Below are 23,829 nucleotides of genomic sequence, written 5' to 3'. Positions count from 1 at the left end.
CGAGCTATCATCGAGTGCTTGCAGCTGAGCAACCTTCACGTGTTATTGGTTGGGAGCATCAAGGACAAGCGTGTCGAGAGGTTGGTCGATGACCCGATCATTCGTGACCGTGTCCATGCAATCGGGTACCACGCCGACGCGCCGAAGTTTCTCAAGGCCATGGATGTGTTCGTCATGCCTTCGCGGCAGGAGGCATTGTGTTTGGCTTTGTTGGAAGCGATTTCATGTGGTGTGTGTCCCCTTGTTTCTGACGCCGGTGGTTTGCCCGAGGTTGTTCGGCACGAGGTCGACGGGCTGGTGTTTCCCAGAGAAGATGTCGAGAGCCTCGCTGCGTCGATTCGTCGATTGCACTCCGACCGCAAATCTCTCGATGAGTTTGCCCGGTCGGCAAAACGACGGAGTGACGACGTTTTCTCCGCAGCGAGTTGGTGCGAGCGGGTTGAAGGCATGTACCGTGAGGTTCTCGCCAGACGCCATGCCGGGCAGTGAGCCATGAGAGTGAGCCATGAGAGTGAGCCATGAGAGGGAGCCATGGGAGGGAGCCATGAGAAGGAGCCATGGGGGCACTCGGATAGACGCCTACACGGCATTCTCGGTGGCGCACGCTGTCCGGCGAGATTCCCAAACCGCCCTGCCCTGCCCCGTTCTGGACGTGTCGCGATGAAGATTCGCCTAATTTCTGGCCCCGGGGGATGTGCTGAATGGGGCTGCTGCGACGCGGCGGCTTTGGCGATCCAGTCTGTATTCCGTTTAGGAACACGTTATGCTGCGAATAGATACGGCGCACTTACGCAAGCGAGCCTCCGTTGTCGAAAATTTGCGAATCAAAAGGCGATCGCAAAAGTTGGTAAACTCTCTCGACAAACCGTTGGTCTTGCTTTCACAGATAAACACTTTTTGACTTCGAACTAGATAGGATGAATCATGTCCACACCGCTGAAATCGTTAATCGACACCGGAACGAAACTGTATCTCGATTCTGTAGAGCCGGCGGAGGTTGATAAAAATTTGGCTTACGGTGCGGTCGGAGCGACCAGCAATCCTGCCATCATTTCGTCGATCATCGCCGGAGGCGGCCGTGATTCTCAGATCGAATCGATGCTCGCCGAGGGCAAGACCGACGAGGAGATCGCCTGGACGTTGACCGACCAACTTGTCAGCGAAGCGGAGGCGAAATTCGCCGAGATTCATCAAGAGACGAAGGGCAACGCGGGTTGGGTGAGTTTCGAGTTGGACCCGTTGCTCGAAGACCCTTCTTTGAATCTCAAGGAAGACGATGTCGTCCAGAAGTACATCGAGTTGGGAAAGAAATGGGCGGCCGGGCACACCAATCGAATGATTAAGGTGCCGGCGACTCCCGCCGGGCTGCGTGCTCTCGAGCCGCTCGCGGCCGCAGGGGTGACTTTGAATGTCACGCTGATCTTCACCGACGATCAATATCGCATCGCTCGCGAAGCGATCTGGCGTGGCGTGAACGGCAAAGTGGATCCATCTGAATTCAAATCGGTTTACAGTATTTTCATTTCACGGATCGACGTTTACACGGACAAGCATCTGTCGCTCTCGGATGAAGCGCAGGGGCTGGTTGGTTTGGTCAATGCGAAGCGGATTTGGAAAGAGAACCGCGAGTTTTGGGCGGAAAAGGGACTGCCGCTTGAGCAAGAGTTGATCTTTGCCAGCACGGGCACCAAGGACCCTAGCGATCCGCCGTGGAAATACGTTGCTGCGTTGGCGGGAAGCGATATTCAAACCAATCCGCCAGAGACGAACGCGGCCGTTGCGGAAAGCGATTTGACGTTTACCCGTACGGTTGACGACATGCCGCCCGAAGCGGTTCTCAACGAGATCGATTCGGTGGTGGACACTCAGAAGATGCACGCCTTCCTGATGGAAGAAGGCGTCGACAAATTCGTTAAGCCTCAGCGAGCACTGCTGAAACTGATCGCTGACAAGCGTAGTGAATTGTCACCGACTGCCTAAAACGTCGATGGGCCGTGTTTGTTCTTCGCGCTGTTCCGGTGCGAGGAGCAAACGTTTCTGAACCCGATTGGGGTCACGTGATTTCGGAGTCACGCATCAAACGCACGCTCGAGATCTTCCTGAAGATCAGCGAAGTTTTCGAGCCCGACGGAAAGGCGGATCAGTGAGTCGGTGATACCGTGCTTTGCCCGATCCTCGGGTGCGTAGGAGGCGTGAGACATCGTCGCGGGTTGCTCGATCAAGGATTCCACCGCGCCAAGACTGACGGCGAGGTGGAACAGTCGAGTGTTCTGGCAAACTCGCTTTACCTTTTCGAGTGGTGCGTCGAGTTCGAACGTGATCATCGCCCCAAAACACTTTTCCGATGTTGGAAGTTCGCTGTCAAATAACGTGGCAGCCAATTCAGCCTGCGGATGGCTGCTAAGCCCTGGATAGAGAACCGAGCGGACCTTGTCGTGTGACTCGAGCCAGCGTGCTAGCTGCAGTGCGGTTTTCGACTGCTCGCGAATCCGAAGGTCGAGTGTTTTGAGCCCGCGAGCAATCAAGAAGCAGCTCATCGGGTCGAGCACCGCTCCGGTCGCATTCTGGATAAAGTAAAGTCGGTCGAAGAGTTCCTTGTTGGCGACCGCGAGTGTTCCACCGAGGCAGTCGCTGTGGCCACCGAGATATTTCGTCGCTGAATGCATGACGATGTCGATGCCCCATTCCAGTGGACGCATCAGTGCGGGGGTTGCGAAGGTGTTGTCGACTCCCGTGATGACGTTATGCTTCTTCGCGATCTCGGCAATGGCGAGCATGTTGGGAACGGTGAGTCGTGGATTCCCCACGGTTTCGCCCCAGATCAGTTTTGTGTCCGCGCAAATGGCGGCTTCCACTGCGTCAGGCTGAGTCATGTCGACCAGCGTCACGCGAATTCCGCTCGCGTCGCAGATCTGATGCAGGAGTCGATAGGCACCACCATAGATGTCCGTGCCGGCGACCACATGGTCTCCTGATTTCAGGAGCATCGTGACCGCATGGATCGCAGCCATCCCGGTTGAAAACGCGAGGGCTCCGGCGCATTGATTGGTGCGCCCGCATTCGAGCGATGCGAGAGTCTGTTGCAGTGCCGTGCGTGTCGGATTACCGCTGCGTGAATAATCGTATTCACCCCACTGCCCTGCCCCGGGTTGTCGGAACGTGCTGGCGAAATGGATCGGGGCAACGACCGCTCCCGTCACTGGGTCGACTTCACCTCCGACGTGGATCGCTCGCGTGCGGAAACCGGCTCGGTCGGAGCCGCCCGCCTTCTCGCGGTCTGCATGATCGGTCATGTTCCGGGCCTCTTTATTCGTCCGCGGCGGACAATGCTTGGTCGAGGTCCGCGATCAGATCAGCGGGGTCTTCGATTCCACAGGAGAACCGAATCATGTTGTCGGCGATTCCAAACGAAGCTCGTTCCTCGGGCGAGTAGCTGAAATAGCTCATCACCAACGGTTGTTCGATCAGCGATTCGACGCCTCCGAGGCTCGGTGCGATGCGAGCCAATCGAGCGGCATCGACGACTCGGGAGGAGGCTTTCCAATCGGCGTCTTTAACGGTGAACGTAATCAATCCGCCGAAACCACGCATTTGCTGTGACGCGATTGCGTGAGTGGGGTGTGACGCAAGTCCCGGATAGAAAACTCGCTCGATGCGAGGATGATTTTCGAGGAACTGAGCGACCGCGAGGCCATTATCGTTATGACGTGCCATGCGAAGCGCGAACGTTTTGAGTCCTCGTTCGAGCAGGTACAGGTTGTGTGGCGAACTTACGCTACCGAGGCAACCACGTAGTGCCCGAATCGGGTCGAGTAGTTCACGTCGTCCGCAGATAACTCCGGCGAGCAAGTCGTTGTGCCCGCCGAGATATTTGGTTGCCGAGTGCAGCACGTAGTCGACGCCGTAGTCGATCGGTTTGAGGTTAAACGGTGTCGCCAAAGTGGCGTCGATGAGGGTTTCTACCTCGTGCGCTTTGCCGATGGCGGCAAACTGCTCGAGGTCCACGCAGGTCAAGTGCGGGTTGGTCGGAGATTCCGAAACGAGCAGTTTGGTTTTCGAGTTGATCGCAGCTTCCATGGCGGCGAAATCGCCCGTCGGAACCTGGCGAGTGACCACTCCGAAGCGAGCCAAATGCTTGGAGCAGAACTCGCGGCTTCGGTGGTAGCATTGATCGAAAAAGACGATCTCGTCACCGGCGGAAAGTCGACTCATCAGCAGGCCGACGATCGCTGCCATGCCGCTGGAGTAAAGAATGGCGTCTTCGGCACCTTCGAGTGCGGCGAGTTTGGCTTCCACCACCTTTTCGTTGGGGTTGCCGTAGCGAGCGTACTCCTCGCGTTGTTGGCGTCCTTCGACAAAATCCAGCAATTGGTCGGTCGATTCGAAGGTGAACGTCGATGCCGAATAGATCGGCGTGGCGATCGCACCTTCGGATTTTTGCCGTAATTCTCCACCGTGCACGCACTGCGTCGACGCACCACGAGGCATCGGGGAACCGGCAGTGGCTGTGTCGGAAGAGGTGGCACCTGAAAGAGCGTTTTCAGGGTCGGAAGTGGCCCGCGAAGAGGACGGGGCAGCACTGACACACGTCAGCAGATCGGTGGTATCCACCGATCCAATCGAATTGGTTTTCATTAGAATGGCTTTTTAGCAGTGAGGCTGCAAGCGGCCGCAAATCCCTACAAGTTTGCGAGCCGGGACTCAGTGAGTCCCGACCAGAGTGTTTGTCAGGCCCGACCAGAGTGTTTGTCAGGTTAGCTGCTTGGTCAGATTTGAGCAAGCGATTTTCTCGGTGAAGTTTTTGAGGTGAGCGAACGACGTTTTTGTCTGGTCGTTGCTCCTTTCCGTATTGTCCAGGAGGGCAATGTCCTACAATGGCTCTGCCCGATGATATCAGTCGACGCAAACACGAGCCCGGTGTCGGCCAACAGCATCCGGGGGTCGCCCAACAACACATGTGCAAACAAATAAGAACTACGGTCCATTCCGATGAAAAAACGAGGTTCTGAGATCACGGCATCGTTACAGAGGTTGCCTCTCGATGGTGGCTCCTGTTGCCTCGATGTCGCCAAACGCCGGTCGCTGAGGTTGTTGCGCGGCATGATGGTTGGCTGTGTCGTTTGGAGCGTCGTCGGCGGTTTGAGCGGGCGTGCCAGTGCGCAGGAGAGCGAACTAGAGGCTGCGTCGGAAGTTGAGTCTCCCTCGTCGCCTCCGAGCTATTCGAAACCTCATCTGCCGAGTGATCAGATTGCCGGTTTCTATCGCTCTTTGGCGGAACGAAAGAAGCCCGGAACCGGAAACACCGACGACGGCCTGGAGGTGCCAATGGATGCACCGGAGGGTGCGGGGGATGGTGTGGCGGGCGAACACGACGGTGAATCCGAAGACGCCCAGGCGGATTCATCGGCGAAGCATGACGCCACGCCTGCAGAGATTCAGCAGTGGATCGACCAACTCGGTTCGGTCGAGTTTGCGGCACGCGAGCAGGCAACGGCCAAACTACGTGATGCTGGGAAGCGGGCGTTGGCGCTGCTCGAAGAGGCATCTCGGGAGCATCCCGATCTCGAAGTCCGCACACGTGCCGCGGACGTTTCCAAAGGCATCACCGGTGGGGAAACTGCCGGACGTATTGACGCGTTTCTCGCGGGTGACGACGTCGAATTGGATGGGTGGGAGGTCTTTCAATCCATCATGGGAGACGGCGTTCGCATTCGTGAACTGTATGTTGATTTCTTAATGCGGCATGGCGAGGTCGCCGCGTCGCTCGACGTAACATCCAAGGCTCGTGAGGCCGCGTTTCAAAAGACGATTGTTGATGTGCAACGTGGCATGTTTGTCGAGCAACGCTCGCCAACGGAAGCGGACCTGATCGCGTTGATGTTGTTGGCGAATGATCATGACATGCCGATCACGCGAGTCGAAGAGAACGCCATCTTCACTGTCTTGCGACGCGATGCGACGGCGAAGTTGTTGTCCGATTCGCAGTTGTCGGGAGCGTTCCGGGCGATGCTCGGTGGGTGGATTTCGCGTGAGGACGTTGTCAATCGCCAGGAGATGCTGTGGTTCGCGTTAAGTTGGGATTTGACCGAAACCCTGCCGCTAGCGTTGGTGACACTCGAAAAAGCAACGGATCCTGTCACACTCGGGATGGCCATGCAGGCGATCGCACGGTTCGGTGATCTGTCGAATGTTCCGGAGGTCGCAAAGTTCCTCGACGACTATCGACCGGCGAGTGAGCAGCAGTATGCCGGCGGTACGCTCGTGCAGGCGTTCGTTAGTGACGCGGCCGCGGCAGCGATCATTTTATTGAACGACCGATCGCTCGATGAGTTCGCTCTGAACGCTGCCGCCGAACATCCCAAGTATGGCTTCATCGTGCAGGAAATCGGCTTTCCTACCGAAGACCCCAAGCCTCGAAAAGACGCGATCGAAAAACTCAAAAAAGAATTGCTGTCCCGTTAAGACGCAGCCTCTTGCTACACCGCGACGGGAGCTTTGATATGTGGGTGCGGGTCGTAGTTAGTGAGTTCGAAATCTTCGAAGCGGAAGTCGCTCATGGAGTTGACGTCACGCGTGATTTTCATTGTCGGTAACGGACGCGGCGTCCGTGTGAGTTGTTCGCGTGCTTGCGCGTAATGATTGGAGTAAAGGTGAACGTCGCCGAGCGTGTGTACAAATTCACCAGGTTCCAAGCCGGTGACCTTGGCCATCATCATGGTGAGAAGTGCGTAGCTGGCAATGTTAAACGGGACGCCCAGAAATAGGTCCGCGCTGCGTTGATAGAGCTGGCAAGAAAGCCGCCCACCGGCCACATAGAACTGAAACAGCAGATGGCACGGAGGCAACGCCATGGTGGGCACATCGGCGACGTTCCACGCCGAAACGATCAGCCTTCTCGATTTCGGATTGGTGCGAATCTCGTTTTCGACCCACGCGATCTGGTCGATCGTTTCTGTGTCGTTATCTCGCGCAGGCCAACTTCTCCACTGACGGCCGTAGATCGGTCCGAGTTCTCCTTCGGCGTCGGCCCACTCATCCCAAATCGATACGCCATTCTCTTTCAACCAAGCGATGTTGGTTTCGCCGCGGAGGAACCAAAGCAATTCGTAGATGATCGACCGAACGTGCAGCTTTTTGGTTGTCAGTAGCGGAAAGCCGTCGGCGAGGTTGAACCGTATTTGGCGTCCGAACAGGCTTCGCGTTCCTACCCCGGTGCGGTCGTCGCGGTCGAGTCCTTGATGGAGAACTTCGTCGAGGAGTTCCAGATATCCGTGCATGAATCAATTTCTCGTTTTGCGGTCGATGTGAACTCGTTGGCGAGTGTCCGCCGCAGTTTGCGATCGCGACGCATCAGTATGAGGCGGCGACGATCGTTTCGTGGAAAGGGCGTTTTATCGAGGCGGTAGGATTAATCGACGGTTTCAGGACGAAGACAATCGAGGGTCCAGTGACGGTCGCTCGTCATGGAGACGGACGTGGGATCGATACCGAGTTGCGATACGATTGCTCGAATTTCGGCGAGCGTCAACGAGGCATGCAGCGATTGCCGGAGCAGTTGCCGAGGAGCGGTTGCGGGGGACGTGTGGCCCTCGGGGCCGCCATGGAGTTCGACGAGTCGTTCGACCTCCGTTTCGTTTTCAGGGCGATAGAGGTCTCGGATAAACAAACGCCCCCCGGTCGGAGCACTTTCATCGCCAGCCGAAGAGCGTTCTCCGGAGAATCGAGATGGTGCAGAACCGTATTGCTGATCACTGTTTCAGCCAACTCGCTTTGCAGTGACGAGAGGTCGTTCAGGTCCGCGTGCTCGAGTTGGATCTGGTCCAAACGACCTGCAAAGTCGATTTCGACCTGAGCGAGTTCGAGCATCTCAACGCAAGAGTCAACTCCCATGACTTGCAGTTCATCGGGGTTGGCGTGCGGTTGGTCGGCACCGGTAGATTCTTCCGCGATCGCCTCCAGTGTCTCGCACAATATGATCGGGATGAGTGCCGGTCCGCATCCGAGATCGACGACCCGAGGACCGACCGGGCCCGATTCAAGCAAATCGAGGACGAAACGTTTGTTCACTTCTTCGTGGTCCATCTCGCGATAGGCCTCGGCATCGAGTTTCGCGTCTTCCGGTGGAGGTTCACATACGCGTGGCAGCATGTCGTTTGGTCTTTCTGAAGGGGGGATCAGCGAAATTGGGAGCGACCGAGTCGGCGAGGTGCGCGCCTGTTTGGTTGTATCTGTGCCGTTTGGTTATACGTGTGGTTGTGCGACGGGATCGAGAAACAGACCTGACATTCGTCAAACGAGACAGGTGAACTCTATGCGAATGACGAGTAGCCAGCGGAGTGGGCGAAAAATTAGCCGTTTGATGTCGTGCACGAATGTATATGGTGTTGCGTGCCGGTTGTAACGGAGATGCCTCAAGCACACTGGTAATTTGGGGTAGATCATTGTCGCTAAAGACGCGGACAATGGCGAATATGAGGGTCTTTACCCAAAATTTTCAGAAATCCCCCCCACAAATTTCTGTTCACTAATTAAAACGTAGTTTCGAGGCTTGTGGACTTTAGCGGTCACGTGGAATAGGGAGATTTCGCTGCCGATGAAAAAAGGCTCGTTTTTTACGGTCTCAGACGCTCTTTTTGACGAATCTGACCCCTTCTTCCCAGGCGAGATCCATGAAAAGACCAAAATCCGGTTCGGGCGCCACGCGTTCACTATCTAAATCGGAGCAATCAGCGGGCTGGAATGGGCCTCCAACGGCTGAGTCTTGGGCGATGGTCACGCCTGGCGACGTCATGCGCTCGATCAGGCGCCGTTTGCCGTCGGTCTTTTTCACGACATTGCTGGTCACCGTTGCGGTCGTTGCGTTGCTGGTCGTTTGGCCGAACCAATATCGCAGCGAAGGTCTGATGTACGTCCGCCTCGGTCGGGGTGCGATGGGAGGAGATCCGACGACGAAGACCACCAATTCGGTGTCGATGCAAGAGAGTCGGACCGCGGAGGTCGTTAGCATCGGTGAGATGATCAGCAGTCGTGAGATTGCCGAACGCACCGTGGATCGGGTCGGGATCGAAAAAATTAACCAGCCCCGCAATTGGTTTGAGAAAGCCATGGAGGATGGGAAGAATTTCTTGGAATCGGACCACCAGTTGGTTCGTTGGGTCCCCGGTCGCGAGCCAAAGACCGTGGGCGAGATGACTCCCGAGCAGTACGCTGCTCAAATCGATCGTGAGCGAGCGATCAAGTCGGTCACGAAAGCGATCGATGTCCAGGTCGCTAAGAACGGTTACACGGTTGCGGTTTCAGGAAAAGAAGACGACCCGCTGTTGGTGCAGGAAATCGTCCAAGCCGTGATGGATGAATTCGGCAGCTATCACGTCGAGGCTCATCAGGTAAAGGGGTCAGAGTCGTTTTTCGACGTTCAGGCGTCGGAGAGTCGAAAGATCGCAATCGCCGCTCGGAGGAAGTTGCAAGAGACCCGAAACGAGATGGGTTGGATCAGCACGGAGTCTGCCGAGCGTACGCTGAGCGAACGGATCATTGATCTCGAGATGAAGTTGAGCACCGCGGACAGCGAGCTCGCCGAGGCGATCAGCCAAGCCGACGAGCTGCGCCGGCAACTCGAAGCAACCGATCAGTGGGTGCCAGTCGAAGTCACCCTTGGGATCGCCAATGCAGCCGGTGACCAGATGCGCAGCCAACTCTATGACGTGCAGATCCAGGACGGGGATGAGTTGGCCCGTCTGAGTCCGTCTCACCCTCGCTACAAACGCATTAAAGACAAAATGGTGCAGAGCGAGAAGTTAGCCGGTAGCGAACGTGAGGAACGTCAGCAAACTCGCGAAGCAATCAATCCGGTCTACCAAGATCTGGAAACTCAATTCCAGACCGTCCGCGCGAAAGCAGTTGGATTGGAAAGCCGACGTGATGCGCTTGCGGAACGATTGGTGGCAACGCAGAAAGACCTGCGTCGTCTCAACGATGATGTGACGACGCTCTCGCAGCTCGCTTGGGAAGCAGAATTAGCAGAGGAAACTTTTCGAGACCATGCGCGTTCACTCGAAGAAGCACGCGTAAACACAGAGCTGGACAAGAGGCAGATGTCTGATGTGAGCGTCATTCAAGAAGCTTCATTGAATCTGAAGAAGTCTGGCCCGAAGCGAGGATTATTGGCAGTCGTTGGTGCAATGCTCGGATTGTCGTTGGGACTACTCCAGGCGATCTTGCGAGATTCACCGGTCGACCCACGGGCGTCGCGTATCGATATGCCAGTCCGTGATCCGTTGGGATCGGATGCTGATGCAGCTTTGGATGAAGATGAATCGACGAGTTCGACGGACGACATCGATTCCAAAGAGGCGGCAACTGCCGAGCGTGACGACGAACGAGAACATGCGAATCAACAGGTTGTGTCCTTACCCGGATCGGGCTCTGGATCGTCCGTTTCGCTGCCTCGCTGACCTTGCGACGGATTGCTGTCAGGGGTTGTTGAGAGCGTGATAAGACGTTGCTCACAACCGGCCTGTGTTTTGTATTTTGATTTCTTCTAGGACGACACCGTGTTTTCATTTTTCAAACGAAGAGCCCGGGATAAGGGCTGGTTGGCTTGGCCGACGGCTTCCGCCCTCGGAAGCCGGCGAGCCCTGTTGCTATCGCCGAGACAGTTTGAACGAGAAATCACGCGCGAACGCGTGCGCGCAACACGCCGCTCGATCCCTTTTTGTGTCCTAACGATTGAACTGCAAGGCGTCAATGGACGCGACAACAAGGGCTCCGATCTTGGCCCGGTTAAGAATACAAAAAGTGGCAGCCATTCGATTTTGAAGAAGCAGTCCCGACGTCTCGTCGACCTGCTGCACCACAACCTGCGAATGACTGACGAAAAAGGTGTGCTCTCGGCGACTCGCTATGGCGTGCTGTTGGTCGACACGCCTGAGATGGGTGGACGGGCAGTCTTGGATCGAATGACTGTTCTGTTTGCCGATGCGAGACTCAATGTGCGTTTGAGTTTGCAAGTTCATGATGCGGACGGATTCGGCGGCAAGGACGATCACCCGTCCGGCAACGGCACGCGTCGCGATGATGAGAGTGGCAGCAAAGACTGGGTGCGTCGCCCCTCCGAGATACTCGATGTTACAACGACGGCACTGGAAAAGGCGGGGGCAGTCTCCGATGTCACCGTATGCGAACCCATTCACGTTCCCGGAGAAGCGTCCGGCGCGAGCATCGCTGGTGTTCAGCAGCAACCGGCATTGATGCAATCCGGAGAAACAGTCGCCGATTCGCAGGTCAGCATTGCGGGAAGTGAGTCCACCGAACACTGGCCGTTGGCCTCTCGCATTGCCAAACGAGTCGTCGACGTTGTAGGCGCGAGCGTCGGGTTGGTTGTCACCAGTCCGTTTCTCATCGCGTCGATGATCGCGATCAAATGGGATGACGGCGGGCCGGTCATGTTCTGTCAAACACGCGAGGGTCGGTACGGACGCCCGTTCACGATCTACAAACTCCGGACGATGGTCGTTGATGCGGAGAAATCACAGGCCGCCCTTCGTGCAGCGAGTCACCGGGACGGTCCAGCCTTCAAAATCAGCAAAGATCCACGTGTTACGAAAGTTGGGCACTTTTTGCGGGCAACATGTCTGGATGAATTGCCTCAACTGATTAACGTGCTCAAAGGCGATATGTCATTGGTAGGACCCCGTCCGTTGCCGTGGCACGAAAGCCGTGCGTGTGAGCGATGGCATCGTCGACGATTGGATGTGCGTCCAGGTTTGACCTGCATTTGGCAGATCGATAAGTCGAAAGCGGAAACCTTCGACGATTGGATGCGAATGGATCTGCGGTACATCGATCGACTCGGATTTTTCGATGACCTGCATCTGATCGCGCGGACTGTGGTCGTTCCCGTAACCGGACGGGGCGGCGAATAAAACAACTTGAAGTGCATTGCGTGACGTCGTGCTGAGAAAACCTGTTCTGCCTATCACGTCTACCTCTGCACCGCTTTCGGCGAACGAGAACGAGTCCGGACGTCTTCGACCGCGGCACTCGCAAATCGATTCAGAAAGGTTGACTATTGAGCGTTCTGCGGAGCCGAACTGTCGCAAGCAGAATCTCGTCGAAACTTACATTGCGAGTTACAATGGGGGGGTGAAAACGAGTGCCTCCACCATCGAATGCCGTCCGCCCGTTGACTCTCTGGACGCTCGCGTCGTTTTTCTGACGCATTACATTCCGCTGTATCAAGTCCGAGTGCTGCAGGAAATCTCTCGAAGCCTTCAGCAGTTCAGGGTGCTGCTTAGCACACCGATCGAACCCAACCGTGATTTTCGCCTCGATTGGTCCGGGCTCGATGTCGAGGTTCAAAAGGCAGTCACGATTCGGCGGCGATGGCGGCATCGCAATGCCGGTTTCGATGACCCGCTCTATGTCCACGTTCCCTACGATACGCTCGGAAAGTTGAAATCGCTTCGCCCCGACGTGGTCATCTCTCACGAGTTGGGTGCACGCTCTCTGGCAGCGGCCCGTTACTGTCGTCGCAGCGGAGCGAAGTTGGTATTGGCTACCTTCATGAGTGAGCACACCGAACAGGGACGTGGTTGGTTGCGACAACGGATCCGAAAGCATCTTATCGCTCGAGCTGACGCGATCACCTACAACGGGCCTTCCTGTCGGAATTACTTGTTGTCGCTCGGTGCCTGCGAGGAGCAATTGTTCCATTTGCCCTACGCGGCGGATGATCGCAATTTCAGTGATGTGGCGGTGGTTCGCGATGAACCGTCTGTGCGTCGACGCTTGCTGTGTATCGGGCAACTGAGCGAGCGGAAAGGCGTCTTGCCGATGATCGAACAATTGAGCGAATTCTGCGAGCGGACCCAGCAATCACTCGAGGTAACTCTGGTCGGTGACGGGCCGTTGCGACCAGGGGTGGAGGAAATTGCGGCGAGGCACGCGGAGGCGGGACAGGATTCACCCGAAGCTCGTTTGCAAATTCACGTCTTGGGGAATCAGCCTGCCTCCGAACTGCCGTCTCTGATGAGCGAACACGGGGCGGTCATCGCTCCTACGCTGGCGGATGAATGGTTGTTGGTGGTTAACGAAGCGATGCACGCTGGGTTGCCGGTGATCGGAAGCGTCTACGCCCAGGCCGTGGTGACAATGGTAAGAGACGACGAGAACGGATGGCAGTACGATCCGTTGCGCCGGAGTGAGTCGTCGGTTGAAGGTGACGTCGCGGCAAGTCTTCAATCTGTTCTGAGTCGCTACCTCGAGTTGGACGATTACGAGGTCGAAGCCATGCGTGCCAACGCAGTGACAACTGCGAGTGCTTACACGCCCTCTCGAAGCGCGCGTGGTGCGCTTCGTGCGATCCGATCGGTGCTCGGGATGAGTGACCGCGTTGAACCGGGCGATTGTGTGGAATCGGGCGATCGTGTGGAACTGGGTGACGCGTGATGACGGACCGTCCATCAGCGAGTCTGTCGCTCGATCTCGACAACAAGTGGGCTTACCTTCGTGCGGCGGGGCGTGACGATTGGGAGTCATGCGATAGCTATTTTCCGTTGGCTATCAAGAACATCGTCGAAACGCTCGGTGCCATTGATTTGCCGCTGACCGTTTTTCTCGTTGGGCGTGACCTTCGACGCGATGAGGATGTTCGAGCGATCGAAGGTTTTCGCGGTTTGCCCAATTGGGAGGCCGCCAATCACTCGCTCAATCATCTGCCGTGGATGCACACGATGAGCGACGGTGAAATCGAAGACGAGATAAGGGTCACGCATGATCTGATCGTTGCTCGGACGGGCCAGACGCCAGTCGGTTTTCGCGGTCCGGGTTTTAGTTGCCCCGACGAAGTGCTGCGTGTCCTCGGGCGATTGGGCTATCAATACGATGCATCGATATTTCCGACTTCGATGGCTCCGATCGCTCGTGCTGTTTTCCTCGCCCGCACCAAGCTGAAGGGAGAGCAGCGAGAAAAAGCCAAAAAACTATATGGCGGTTTTGCGGCGATGCGATGCCCCAATTGGCCTTACTCACGTGCCCTGCCCTGCCCCGTTTCCTCGGACGGCGGAAATGAGACGCAGCAGCATTTGTGGGAGGTCCCGGTCACGGTGTTGCCTATTCTGCGGACCCCGATTCACTTCAGCTATCTCACGTTCTTGGCCGGGTTCAGCGTGACCTTGGCGAAGCTGTATTTTCGATCGGCTCTGGCGACATGCCGTCTCTTTCGTGCACCGCCCTCACTGCTGTTGCACCCGCCCGATTTTCTCGGCGCCGAAGATGACGCGGACATGGCTTACTTCCCAGGGATGAAGATGAAACGTGATGCGAAGCTCTCGTTCATGAGATGGGCGTTGTCGCTCTACGCTCAGCAATTCACGGTCACCACCATGGTCGATCAAGTTAACAACCTTCAGATTGAAACAGCCACCTGCCATGCTTGACTATGGAAAACACAGCGTCCTCGGGATTGGCGTCAACGCGATCGATTATGAGTCTGCCGTCGGCCGGATCATTGATGCGGCAAGAGTTAACCAGGCGATGTCGGCAACCGCACTCGCTGTCCATGGTGTGATGACAGGCGTGCTCGATCGTGAACATCAATATCGGCTCAACCAGTTCGATCTGGTTTGTCCCGACGGACAACCCGTGCGATGGGCGTTGAACTCACTTCACGGCAAACGCTTTCCTGGCGAACGACTGTCCGATCGCGTCTATGGTCCTGAGTTGACGCTACGACTTTGCGAAGCGGCCGCCGAGCAGGACGTGCCGATCTACCTGTTCGGCGCGACCGAGGAGATGTTGTCTCAGTTTGCAGAGAAGTTGGGCGAGCGTTTTGAAGGTTTGCGGATCGTTGGCAAACGAGCTTCCGCGTTCCGGCAAATCACACCGGAGGAACGTGATGAATTGGCGGCTGAGATCGTGGCCAGCGGTGCTCAGATGTGCTTCGTCGGGCTCGGGTGTCCCCGGCAAGAAATCTTTGCGTATGAGATGAAAGAACGATTGCAAATGCCGCTCATTGCGGTGGGGGCGGCGTTCGCTTTTCACGCAGGCGTGTTGGAACAGGCACCACCGTGGATGCAAAGTGCCGGGCTCGAATGGTTGTTTCGCTTGACTCGTGAGCCGAGTCGTCTTTGGCGTCGATATCTGTATTTGAACCCGACTTATCTGACGCTGCTCGGTTTGCAGAAGGTGGGGTTGTATCGCAAGAGAACCGACGGTGGGCAGCCGCCACAGAAGGATCTGTTGTTCGGTTAGCCGGTGGAAGAGACGCTCGGTTGTCCGCTACGTGCCGGACGTACTTCGTAGCCCGCCCATTTCCAAACACGAAACGCCGCCCACTGCATGGCGAGGGTGGCAAAGATGCTCAGGGAGATTGAATACAGGAGGTCGATGAACTCAGGGCGGGCATAGAACGTAGGCAGCATCTCGGTGATAAACAGCGAAACGACACAGTGAATCGCGAAGGACGCCGCGATGATGCTGATGGGGATCATGATATGGCGTCGAGAAAAGAACGCGGCGGCCGCGTATGCCAGCACGAACGCGTCGAGAACGTTGATCACTTCGGAGGCCACGTTGATCCAGATGGAGTAGCCGGGCGTGGAGGATGGAGCGGTCTCGATGAAGTGGGTGTGGATCCACTGTTTGGTCACGATCGTGATGGCAACGAGCGTGGCGGACTGTAGCATGCCCGATACCGTCCAGCCACGATGAGAACGTGCCTTTGGCTCGGAGTCGGTCGGAGCGAGTTCGTATGCGAACCATGCCGAAGCGGCGCGAAAGAGCATTACGTACCAAGCGATCGTGAGCAGATAGTTGGCAAACGCTCGGATCCAAAGGGTGTAGTCAATTGCGGTGATGAAGATTGGGTGCTGCAGTGTCGAGCAAAAGAAGCTCATCGCAGCCGATCCGACCAGCAGTTGTTTCAGTGACGGTCGAGAGGAATGCCACTGAGACCACAGGACCAAATGCACAAGGCCGGTTACCGTAACGCTGCGTTGAACGGTGTAGATAAACAGGGAGACCATCATCCCGGCCCTGCCCACGGCGAGCGTTGACGGGAGCCAGCCTGCCGAGCTGGCCAGAAGCCAGGCGTAACCCAGCCCTGAAGCCAAACCTCCGGCTAGCATCCATCCCAACACGCCGAGCCACAGTCGGCGGTGTTTTGGAACGCCACTGCGGACCCAGAGCTCCTGAAGTTGTTCAGGAAGTGTTTGCGGTCGGAAGTCGTTATCGGACACTGGCATCGCTCACCGAAATCGAGGGCCCTCGAGGATGTTTCGAGGTGGGAATGGCGAATTGCTACTGTGCCGCGGGGTCCAGCGGTGCCGCGTCGGCAAGAGCGTCGTGTTCGAACTCGTCGCCGTGTTCCTCAGCATACTCGAGGCTGTCCTGAACATCTTTTCCGGCCGTCCAGTAGAAAATGGTGCCGATGATGGCCAGCACCAATTTGACCAACTCGAATACCAATGCCACGAGTGTCCCCGAAGCATCTGTCGGTTGGGCCGGAACGAGGTGATAGAGCGTCTCGATCGTTGCCTCGAGCACGCCAATCCCCGCGGGCGTCAGCGGAAGCGCCGAGGCCAACATGCCGATCGGTACGATCACAAAGTGCTCGGCGAGTGTCGGTGGCGAGCCGTACATGGATGTTGCGATCAGGAACATGCTCACGACCAATAACCCTTGCACTCCCACGCTCATGACGAGAGACAAGGCGAAGGTCCAAGGGTGATCGTGGAACGTTCGCAGCGGCGGGCCAATCTTTTCGACCACTGGGCCGATCACATTGACTTCCGATAGGCGTGAGATGATCCGGTCGACAACCTTCCCACCGAACACGAGGGTGACCAGGACTGCCGTGCCAACGCCGAGCAGGATACCGACCATCCATTTGATGTCATCCAACCCGACACCGTTGAACTCAAACGAATCGGTTGATTGGCGGATCAAAAGTCCCATCGAGACCAGCAGTAACAACCCGTACAAACCCGCACCGCGATCGACGACGACGGAGGCGATTGCGGCGATCCGTTTGCCTGGGCTTCTCCGGGCAAGAAAGACTGCTTTGAAAAGATCGCCGCCGACGCTTCCCGCCGACACAAAGCTAAGCAGGAAGCATATCGAACTCAGACGCATCGCCTCCATCAGGCTCAGCGGAATGCCCTGGCATCGTACCAACAACCACCAACGCACAAATGAAAGGACGATTGCCGCGAGAGCAACGCCCAAGGCGGCAAACAGCACTGGATAGGCGATCGAGCGTTCGGATAGTTTTTCCCAATCGGAGGCCGGCATCCTCCACAACAGGTAACCGATGATGATTACCGGAACGAGAAATTTGACCAGAGTGGTTACGATCGTTTTCGATTTGTCTGACATGGAGGAACAGAATAGTTCCTAGATGAGCGGTCCGTAAGGCTTCGGGCTACCGGATGATCCATTCACGGAAGCCTTCCACCAGCAACGCCGGTTCCGACGCGACGTATCGCACCAGGCTGTACGCCATCATGCAGGCGACGCTCAGCAAAGCCCAGCCACGTCGTGGTCGTGGCGGTGAGGTGGCCCGCAGTTCATCACGCAGTTTGCTTCGAAGCGAATGCCAGAAACTCGGTGTCAACGTCGGCTCAAATGCCAGCACGCTCACGCAGTCATGTCCGGGCGAGGACTCCAGTCGCAGATGTACTCCTTGAGTTGGCAGGTGAATCTGCCACTGTTCGTTGTTGATCGTCGCGGCCGGGTCGATCGCGCGGGCCGCGCGGGCCATGGCGGGAAAGACTTCCTCCGCGGTTCGGCCGTATGTGATCAATTTGGCTCGAACGCCGAGAATCATCAGGCACGCGAACAAAAAATACAGAAGCAGCAAGGGAATCCAAACCCATACGCCTAGAAACGAGGCCGTCGCGTTGGGGAAGAACAACTCCATCGGGCCGATCACCACCAAACCCGATACCGCAGCCAACACGGCGGCGAGGTCACGCCCGCCGGTGGTCACCCAGGTGAAGCCGCCGATGCGAATGATCGCGAGCACGAACAGGTAAACGATCAGCGGCGCGAATGCGACTGTCGCGGGAAAGGGATCAAACATTGACGGGCTCTTCGCCGTTGTCTCGGGAGGCGTGTTGTTCGGGAACCGGCGTGACGCTGACAAGAGCGACGATCGTCTGCCCTGCAGCAGGGACCAGCGGATCGTCAATCGTGTTGACCTTCAGCCCGCCGTCTTGGTCGATGAGGCACATCACGACCGTGTGCTCGCCGTACTTCTCCAGGAAGTCCTGATAGGAGAATTCAGCGGTTAACTTGGTCGATTTCATCACCGCGCCGGCGGTGTGCAGTTCACGAAGGCGTGTGTACGTCATACCTTCACCGAACAGTTCACGCCCCATGAGATTTTTCGTCAACCCTCGACGTCCCGCCGTGTTCTGCGATTTGAATGTCAGTTGGTACAAACGTGACGAATCGAACAGATGTTTGCATTCTCGCAGCGCGAGCGAGTTGACTTCATCGTTGGGCGTCAACGCGAGGAATCGACCAATGCCTGCGAGGTCCAACTCATCACGGACATGTTCGTTGAGAATGTTGACACACTCGGCACGAAGCCCGTTCATCCGCGCCTGTGAAATTTTGTTGTAGTTGGTGTCGACCAACAGCAGCGGGATTTTGCACTCGTTCAATTCCGACGCAAAGTCGCGAACCCACGGGTCCGCCCCCGCGATCAGAACGCCGTGTGTTGCCTGGTCGGCGAGTTTCAGGAATCTCGCCAACGGCCCAGCCGCAATGCCATAGATCGCGACGGTGCCAATGATCACCAGGAATGTCACTGTGGCGAGTTGATCGGATCCCGGGATGATCACGTCACTGCGGCTTTCCATTCCGAGCGCGAAGACGCTGCTGACCGCCGCGGCGACAATCCCGCGGGGCGCCAAACCTGCGATAAACGAACGCTCTCGATAGTCCAGTGGGCTGCCCAGTAGAGAGAGAAACACCGACAGCGGGCGGACCACCAAAACGAGTGACAACACCAACGCCAGACCCGGGATCCCGATCGCACCAATGTCGGCAAGGTTCACCCGCGAACCGAGCACAATGAACAGGCAGCCGATCAATAACGTCCGAAGGTTTTCTTTGAGTTCGATAATGTGTTCGACGTCGAGACGTTTCTGGTTGGTTAACCAGATCCCCAGGACCGTGACCGTGATCAGTCCTGATTCATGCGCGAGTTTGTTGCTGATCGCAAAGAGCAAAAGCGCGAGCGTCAACGCCGCGACACCCTGCAGGTGATCGGGAACCCAGAACCGTCTCAGCGCCTGCGTTAGTACCGCACCGCCGACACAGCCGAGAACCAATCCGACGAGAAGCGTCCACGCCAGTGACATCGCAACGCTCGAAAATTCTGGCACCGAGTGTTGCAGGACGACTTCTTCGTAAACCAACACGGCGAGCACGGCGCCGATCGGATCGATCACGATACCTTCCCACTTCAACGTGGAGGCCACACGGCGACTCGGCCTCACCTGACGCAGCAGTGGGCCGATTACCGTCGGTCCGGTCACGACCAGAATCGCACCCAACAGTGCACTGAGTTGCCAGCCCCAATCCAGCAGGTAGTGAGCCGCGATGGTGTTTCCTGCAAACGACAGCAGTGCCCCGATCGTGACCAGCCTTAGCGATGCCGAGCCGGACTCTTTCAGCTCGGCAAATTTGAGTGTCAGTCCCCCCTCGAACATGATCACCCCGACCGAAAGAGCGACGAGAGGGAACAGGAGATTTGGGCCAGCGGCTTGGTCGCCGTCGGTCAGGTCGGCGAGAAACGCATCGGGCTGCACGAACCAGCCCAGTAAGACGCCAAAGACTAGGAGCACCAAAATGCTAGGGAAGCCCGTTCGCCATGCCAGCCATTGAGCGGTCACCCCCAAAGCAGGCACCAGGGCCAGATAAAGCAGAAAGTCCATTGTTATGGCGTCAGTTCATCTAAAGGGATACGGGCTTTCACTCGCCGGTCAGGATAATCTGGCGTCAATCGGTTTCCCATCCCTGGACCGCTCGCGAGGGTGCGCGAGACATCGCCGTGTCCGCAGCAGAGCGTTTGTCGTGCCAATCCTCACCCCTGGCAGGGGATGCACCACCCGTTTTTCATGGAGGCGATGCGACAGCGATCAGTCGGTCGACATTCGAATCGGCCGATCCCTTGGTACCAGGCTCAACCTCCTCGAGGCTCAACCTCCTCGGTACCGGGCGTAGCGTCCGCGGCCCGGTTCGCGAGGCACCGCACCGGTGCCGCACGCGTCGCATTTTTCGCCTCATTGGTGGTTCTGCAGGCCTGAGACGCGAGGTGTCCGACTGAGGATGAGCAGAGCCACGAACGCGAATTTTGAGCGTATCTGTTGCGATTGATTCGCATTAACATCTCTACCGTCGAATAGCTAGCCAGCCAATTACTTCCGAAATGTCAGCGTTTTCCTTCAGGTCCACCGGATCGCGGGATGGCGCATTTCGGTACTCGCCAGCCACGCTTGATCCTACTGATTGCTCCGTGTGACCTCGTCGCGTCGACGTGGGCATGCGTACCCGTCCACCTGGACAAGCCCTTCTGAACTGGACTAGCCCCATGCAAAAAAAACAACTGTCTGCGTGTCTGCCTGAAATCGGCCCAACCGAAACGCGTCGTCCTCGCGGGCGATTGGCGTTTACGCTCGTCGAACTCCTGGTGGTCATCGCCATCATTGGCGTGTTGGTTGGCCTGCTGTTGCCTGCGGTCCAAGCCGCTCGCGAGGCAGCACGCCGGATGAGTTGCAGCAACAACCTCAAACAAATCAGTTTGGCGATTCATAACTATGAATCGGCATATAAGAAGCTGCCTCCTTCGTGGACCAACACGGTCTCGGGGAAAGGCTGGTCGATGCAGGCCCGTATCTTGCCGTTTATCGAGCAAGGCGGGCTCGCCGATGGGATCGATTTTTCGCAAGGCTACGGGGCGTCGACCCTGTCGGTTGATGGTGAAGACATTCCGATCTCCTCCTACCGGGTTCCCACGTATCAATGCCCGAGTGATCCGTTGGATCAACCGCGGTACGGTGACGACGGTCCCGAGTACTACAAACTCAACTACGCGTCCAACGGCGGTACTTGGTTCGTCTTCGATCCTTCGAACGATAACATCGGTGAGGGGATGTTCGGCCCGAACCGTTACATGGGTTTCCGTGATTGCCTCGACGGGCTGAGCAACACGCTCGCACTCGCCGAGGTAAAAGGTTGGACGCCGTATTACCGAGATGTCGCAACGGCAGGCGATATCGCTATGCCCGACCAAGCGGAAATTGTCTGCACGCTCGGCGGTAGTTTTAAAACCGAAACGGGCCATACGGAATGGGTCGACGGGCGGATCCATCAAGCCGGATTCACGACCACGTTCACCCCGAATACGAAGGTTCTCTGTTCGTCATCAGGGGCCGAGTACGACGTCGATTGGACGAACATGCGAGAAGGCAAAGACATCACCGACCCTGCCCGAACCTACGCGGCGGTGACATCACGCAGTTATCACGTTGGCGGCGTCCAGGTCGGTGTGCTCGATGGTTCGGTTCGCTTCGTAACGGATTCGATTGACCGAGAGTTGTGGCAAGGACTATCGACCCGCAAAGGTCGTGAAATCGTCGAGTGGCCGTAAGCAGCTCTGCGGGGAGGTCGGTGACGTTTACGCGTTGTCGACCGGCGTCCATAAATTGACGAGGTTGCACGCGGAATCTTCTCTCATCAGGAGTTCCCGGTGCCACGGTAGCAGACGCTCCTGCTCGCTTTGTGATGCGTCTGTCTTGTCGAGATGCATTCGAACACGGGGCGTTCCGCCGGCGAGAGTCGTCCAGAAATCGATTGACTCGTTCGCGGCAAAATGATCTCTCATGCGGACCGGCAGGTTGAGTGATTCACCGACATACAGGATCGCTCCGTCTGTGGATTCGATGGTGTAAATGCCCGCGAGATGTTCCTGATCATCATCCCACTCGATCGTGTCGGCGGCTACCTCATCGATGCCGTGCAACAGGCTCTTTGCTTTCTTCGTTTTCTTACCGCCCTGCCCTGCCCTGCCCCGTTTTGCCCCGTTCTGCCCTGTCCTGCCCTGGTGCACCTCTGCCTGAGCGAGGACGGCGGCGGCGAGTTGTCTGAGTTTGAGCGTTCCCCAACGCAGCGTGAACGTGTCGCAATTCGGTGCGACTTGCCTTGCCACTGTATCGAACTGGCAAAGAATTTCTGGATCGAGGAGCAGGTCGTCGAGCGTCCAGGTCGGATAGCGATCCGCGATCGTTCGCCATGCGATCTCGCTCGCATACCGATACCGCTGCAGCGTTTCTGTGGCAACGATGGTCGGTTCGCTCGGTTGCAAGTCTTCGGCCGTCAGCGTGCCGACGAAGCGGAGTTGAGCGAGTTGCCGTCGAAGTTCATGTTCGTTCGCTTCGCATCCGGCGGTTCGACATTCGTTGACGAATCGCTCGCTCATTGCCGGATCGAGTAGGACACGATCGACCGAGAAACCGGCGTGGGTATCGCGGAATGCGTCAACAACGAGGCTTTCGAGTTCGGCTTCGCCGGCGGTCCGAAATTCGAGAGACATCTGCAGCCCGACGCTACGGGCGACCTTGCGTTGATCGGCGACTTTTTGCTTGGGCGTCTTCTTTTTGCGTTTGCCCGCCGCAGTTGACGGAACGCTTCGCAAGGGATCGGCCGAACCGACTAAGGGGTCACCCACCGCAATGTTCTGCAGGCGTTCGCTGGCCAACTTCACGTATTCTTGGCTCATGTCGAACGTGATGTATTGCCGGCCGAGTTTCTTGGCGACGGCCGCCGTCGTACCGCTGCCGCTAAAGGGGTCGAGCACAATCTCGTCGTCGTTGCTCGACGAGCGAATGATTCGCCCGAGCAACTGTTCGGGCATCTGGCAACCGTGGAATCCGGCTCGCTCTTTGAACGTTCCTGCTACCCGTGGGAAGTACCACACGTCCTCATCGGCGGAGAAACCCGATGGCAAATCTTGAGGACGAAGGATCCAGGTGTCGTCCGGCATTCGCCCTTTCGAGTTCGCACGTTTGTCGTTGTAGACCAGTTGCCGCGCCGACGGGACTCGCAGTTTCGGGTCGTCCGCGTTGAACGTGAAGTTCTCGGGGTCTTTGACGAAGTGGAAGATGTGGGCGTGGGATCGGGTGAATTTATATTTGCAGTGAACGCCAAAGGTGTAATACCAAATCACCCAACTGCGACACGAGAACCCGATCCGCTGGGAAAGTACCTTCAATTCAGCAGCGTATTCGTCACCGATCGCCAACCAAAACGCACCATCGTCTTTCAACACCCGGTGAACGCCGCGAATCCAGTTTTCCGACCATCGCAGATAGTCGTCGGTTTCGAGCGAATCTTCGTAGACGTCGTACTGGTAGCCGATGTTGAACGGCGGATCGGCGAAAACTAAATCGACCGTACCGGCGGGAATGCTCGCCATTCCGGCTACGCAATCGCCGGCATGAATTTGATTGATCAGTTCGGTTGACGGCATTCGAATCCAAACGATGCGGCTACGCATGCAAACGGTGAAGACGGATAGAACGGAGGGCTAATCCGAGAATCCATCACCGTATCATGTTCGATGTTGTCGAACCACGAGTGGGGCGAACGGCTTGGCTGCTCGTGCCGCTGCGCCGCAGCTATCGCACTTATTCCTGCTTCGCAGTCGCTCTATTGCTGCTTCGCAGTGATCGCTCTATTTGCTGCTTCGCAGGGCCTGGAGAAGGATCGGTCATTAACCTTGCGGCCGAATGATCCACCAAATCCGCTGTAGGATCAACG

The 23,829-nt window shown here is 57.0% G+C and carries 19 protein-coding genes; 9 read left to right on the top strand and 10 right to left on the bottom strand.

Annotation, left to right across the window (positions count from 1 at the left end; all coding sequences use genetic code 11):
• Positions 1 to 489: glycosyltransferase (locus tag RSSM_RS10165; RefSeq protein WP_144059704.1), on the top strand; the 489-nt coding region annotated here is incomplete at its 5' end.
• Between the two features lie 435 nt (positions 490 to 924).
• On the top strand, positions 925 to 1,980 hold the full coding sequence (locus tag RSSM_RS10160; protein WP_008677567.1) for a transaldolase family protein: 1,056 nt from the start codon (positions 925 to 927) through the stop codon (positions 1,978 to 1,980).
• Between the two features lie 89 nt (positions 1,981 to 2,069).
• Here the strand turns inward: RSSM_RS10160 and RSSM_RS10155 are convergent, their stop codons facing one another.
• Both RSSM_RS10155 and RSSM_RS10150 read right to left on the bottom strand, forming a co-directional pair.
• Complete coding sequence (locus tag RSSM_RS10155) at positions 2,070 to 3,293, bottom strand: trans-sulfuration enzyme family protein (protein ID WP_008677565.1); 1,224 nt, start codon at positions 3,291 to 3,293, stop codon at positions 2,070 to 2,072.
• Between the two features lie 13 nt (positions 3,294 to 3,306).
• Positions 3,307 to 4,488 carry a trans-sulfuration enzyme family protein gene (locus RSSM_RS10150; protein ID WP_044302136.1) on the bottom strand — a complete coding sequence of 394 codons (1,182 nt, stop codon included), beginning with the start codon at positions 4,486 to 4,488 and terminating at the stop codon, positions 3,307 to 3,309.
• A gap of 501 nt (positions 4,489 to 4,989) precedes the next feature.
• Here RSSM_RS10150 and RSSM_RS10145 point away from each other — a divergent pair.
• The gene (locus RSSM_RS10145; protein WP_008677562.1) at positions 4,990 to 6,462 is read left to right on the top strand and encodes a hypothetical protein; all 1,473 of its coding nucleotides are present in this window, start codon (positions 4,990 to 4,992) and stop codon (positions 6,460 to 6,462) included.
• A gap of 14 nt (positions 6,463 to 6,476) precedes the next feature.
• Here RSSM_RS10145 and RSSM_RS10140 read toward each other — a convergent pair whose 3' ends face one another.
• The 3 genes from RSSM_RS10140 to RSSM_RS34660 form a co-directional block, all read right to left on the bottom strand.
• Positions 6,477 to 7,277 (bottom strand): thymidylate synthase, encoded by an 801-nt coding sequence (locus RSSM_RS10140; RefSeq protein ID WP_008677556.1) that lies wholly within the window; start codon positions 7,275 to 7,277, stop codon positions 6,477 to 6,479.
• Positions 7,278 to 7,524: 247 nt separating this feature from the next.
• Positions 7,525 to 8,148 (bottom strand): class I SAM-dependent methyltransferase, encoded by a 624-nt coding sequence (locus RSSM_RS10135; RefSeq protein WP_008677552.1) that lies wholly within the window; start codon positions 8,146 to 8,148, stop codon positions 7,525 to 7,527.
• Between the two features lie 472 nt (positions 8,149 to 8,620).
• Entirely contained in the window at positions 8,621 to 8,845 is a 225-nt protein-coding gene (locus RSSM_RS34660) for a hypothetical protein (protein WP_236621060.1), read from the bottom strand.
• On the opposite strand from RSSM_RS34660, the gene RSSM_RS10130 reads away from it, so the two are divergent.
• The 5 genes from RSSM_RS10130 (at position 8,769) to RSSM_RS10110 (ending at position 15,252) form a co-directional block, all read left to right on the top strand.
• Positions 8,769 to 10,454: a GumC family protein gene (locus RSSM_RS10130; RefSeq protein ID WP_008677547.1), complete on the top strand. Its 1,686-nt coding sequence runs from the start codon at positions 8,769 to 8,771 to the stop codon at positions 10,452 to 10,454. The genes RSSM_RS34660 and RSSM_RS10130 overlap by 77 nt on opposite strands.
• A gap of 360 nt (positions 10,455 to 10,814) precedes the next feature.
• Positions 10,815 to 11,924 (top strand): sugar transferase, encoded by a 1,110-nt coding sequence (locus RSSM_RS10125; protein ID WP_236621058.1) that lies wholly within the window; start codon positions 10,815 to 10,817, stop codon positions 11,922 to 11,924.
• Between the two features lie 220 nt (positions 11,925 to 12,144).
• The gene (locus RSSM_RS10120) at positions 12,145 to 13,449 is read left to right on the top strand and encodes a glycosyltransferase family 4 protein (protein WP_008677543.1); all 1,305 of its coding nucleotides are present in this window, start codon (positions 12,145 to 12,147) and stop codon (positions 13,447 to 13,449) included.
• Entirely contained in the window at positions 13,449 to 14,438 is a 990-nt protein-coding gene (locus RSSM_RS10115; RefSeq protein WP_044302126.1) for a polysaccharide deacetylase family protein, read from the top strand. The genes RSSM_RS10120 and RSSM_RS10115 overlap by 1 nt, the downstream gene beginning before the upstream one ends.
• Positions 14,431 to 15,252, top strand: coding sequence for a WecB/TagA/CpsF family glycosyltransferase (locus RSSM_RS10110; protein WP_008677538.1), 822 nt, complete (start codon positions 14,431 to 14,433; stop codon positions 15,250 to 15,252). The genes RSSM_RS10115 and RSSM_RS10110 overlap by 8 nt, the downstream gene beginning before the upstream one ends.
• Here RSSM_RS10110 and RSSM_RS10105 read toward each other — a convergent pair.
• Genes RSSM_RS10105 through RSSM_RS10090 form a run of 4 tightly spaced genes read right to left on the bottom strand, consistent with a single transcriptional unit; the run spans position 15,249 to position 19,946 of the window.
• A complete protein-coding gene (locus RSSM_RS10105) occupies positions 15,249 to 16,244 on the bottom strand; it encodes a hypothetical protein (RefSeq protein WP_044302124.1) in 996 nt (331 codons plus the stop codon). The genes RSSM_RS10110 and RSSM_RS10105 overlap by 4 nt on opposite strands.
• A gap of 55 nt (positions 16,245 to 16,299) precedes the next feature.
• Positions 16,300 to 17,376: a lysylphosphatidylglycerol synthase transmembrane domain-containing protein gene (locus tag RSSM_RS10100; RefSeq protein WP_008677534.1), complete on the bottom strand. Its 1,077-nt coding sequence runs from the start codon at positions 17,374 to 17,376 to the stop codon at positions 16,300 to 16,302.
• Positions 17,377 to 17,422: 46 nt separating this feature from the next.
• The gene (locus RSSM_RS10095) at positions 17,423 to 18,082 is read right to left on the bottom strand and encodes a hypothetical protein (RefSeq protein ID WP_008677532.1); all 660 of its coding nucleotides are present in this window, start codon (positions 18,080 to 18,082) and stop codon (positions 17,423 to 17,425) included.
• Positions 18,075 to 19,946, bottom strand: a complete 1,872-nt coding sequence (locus RSSM_RS10090; protein ID WP_044302123.1) for a cation:proton antiporter — start codon at positions 19,944 to 19,946, stop codon at positions 18,075 to 18,077. The genes RSSM_RS10095 and RSSM_RS10090 overlap by 8 nt, the downstream gene beginning before the upstream one ends.
• Before the next feature lie 656 nt (positions 19,947 to 20,602).
• Here RSSM_RS10090 and RSSM_RS10085 point away from each other — a divergent pair.
• Positions 20,603 to 21,661: a DUF1559 domain-containing protein gene (locus RSSM_RS10085; protein WP_008677527.1), complete on the top strand. Its 1,059-nt coding sequence runs from the start codon at positions 20,603 to 20,605 to the stop codon at positions 21,659 to 21,661.
• A 27-nt stretch (positions 21,662 to 21,688) separates the two neighbouring features.
• Here the strand turns inward: RSSM_RS10085 and RSSM_RS10080 are convergent, their stop codons facing one another.
• Positions 21,689 to 23,539, bottom strand: a complete 1,851-nt coding sequence (locus RSSM_RS10080) for a DNA methyltransferase (RefSeq protein ID WP_044302132.1) — start codon at positions 23,537 to 23,539, stop codon at positions 21,689 to 21,691.
• Positions 23,540 to 23,829: the final 290 nt, after the last annotated feature.

This window comes from Aporhodopirellula sallentina SM41 (assembly GCF_000346505.1).
In the GTDB taxonomy this organism is placed as follows: domain Bacteria; phylum Planctomycetota; class Planctomycetia; order Pirellulales; family Pirellulaceae; genus Rhodopirellula; species Rhodopirellula sallentina.
Note: the sequence above shows the minus strand (reverse complement) of the source record. Positions and strands in the feature narration are given on the sequence as shown.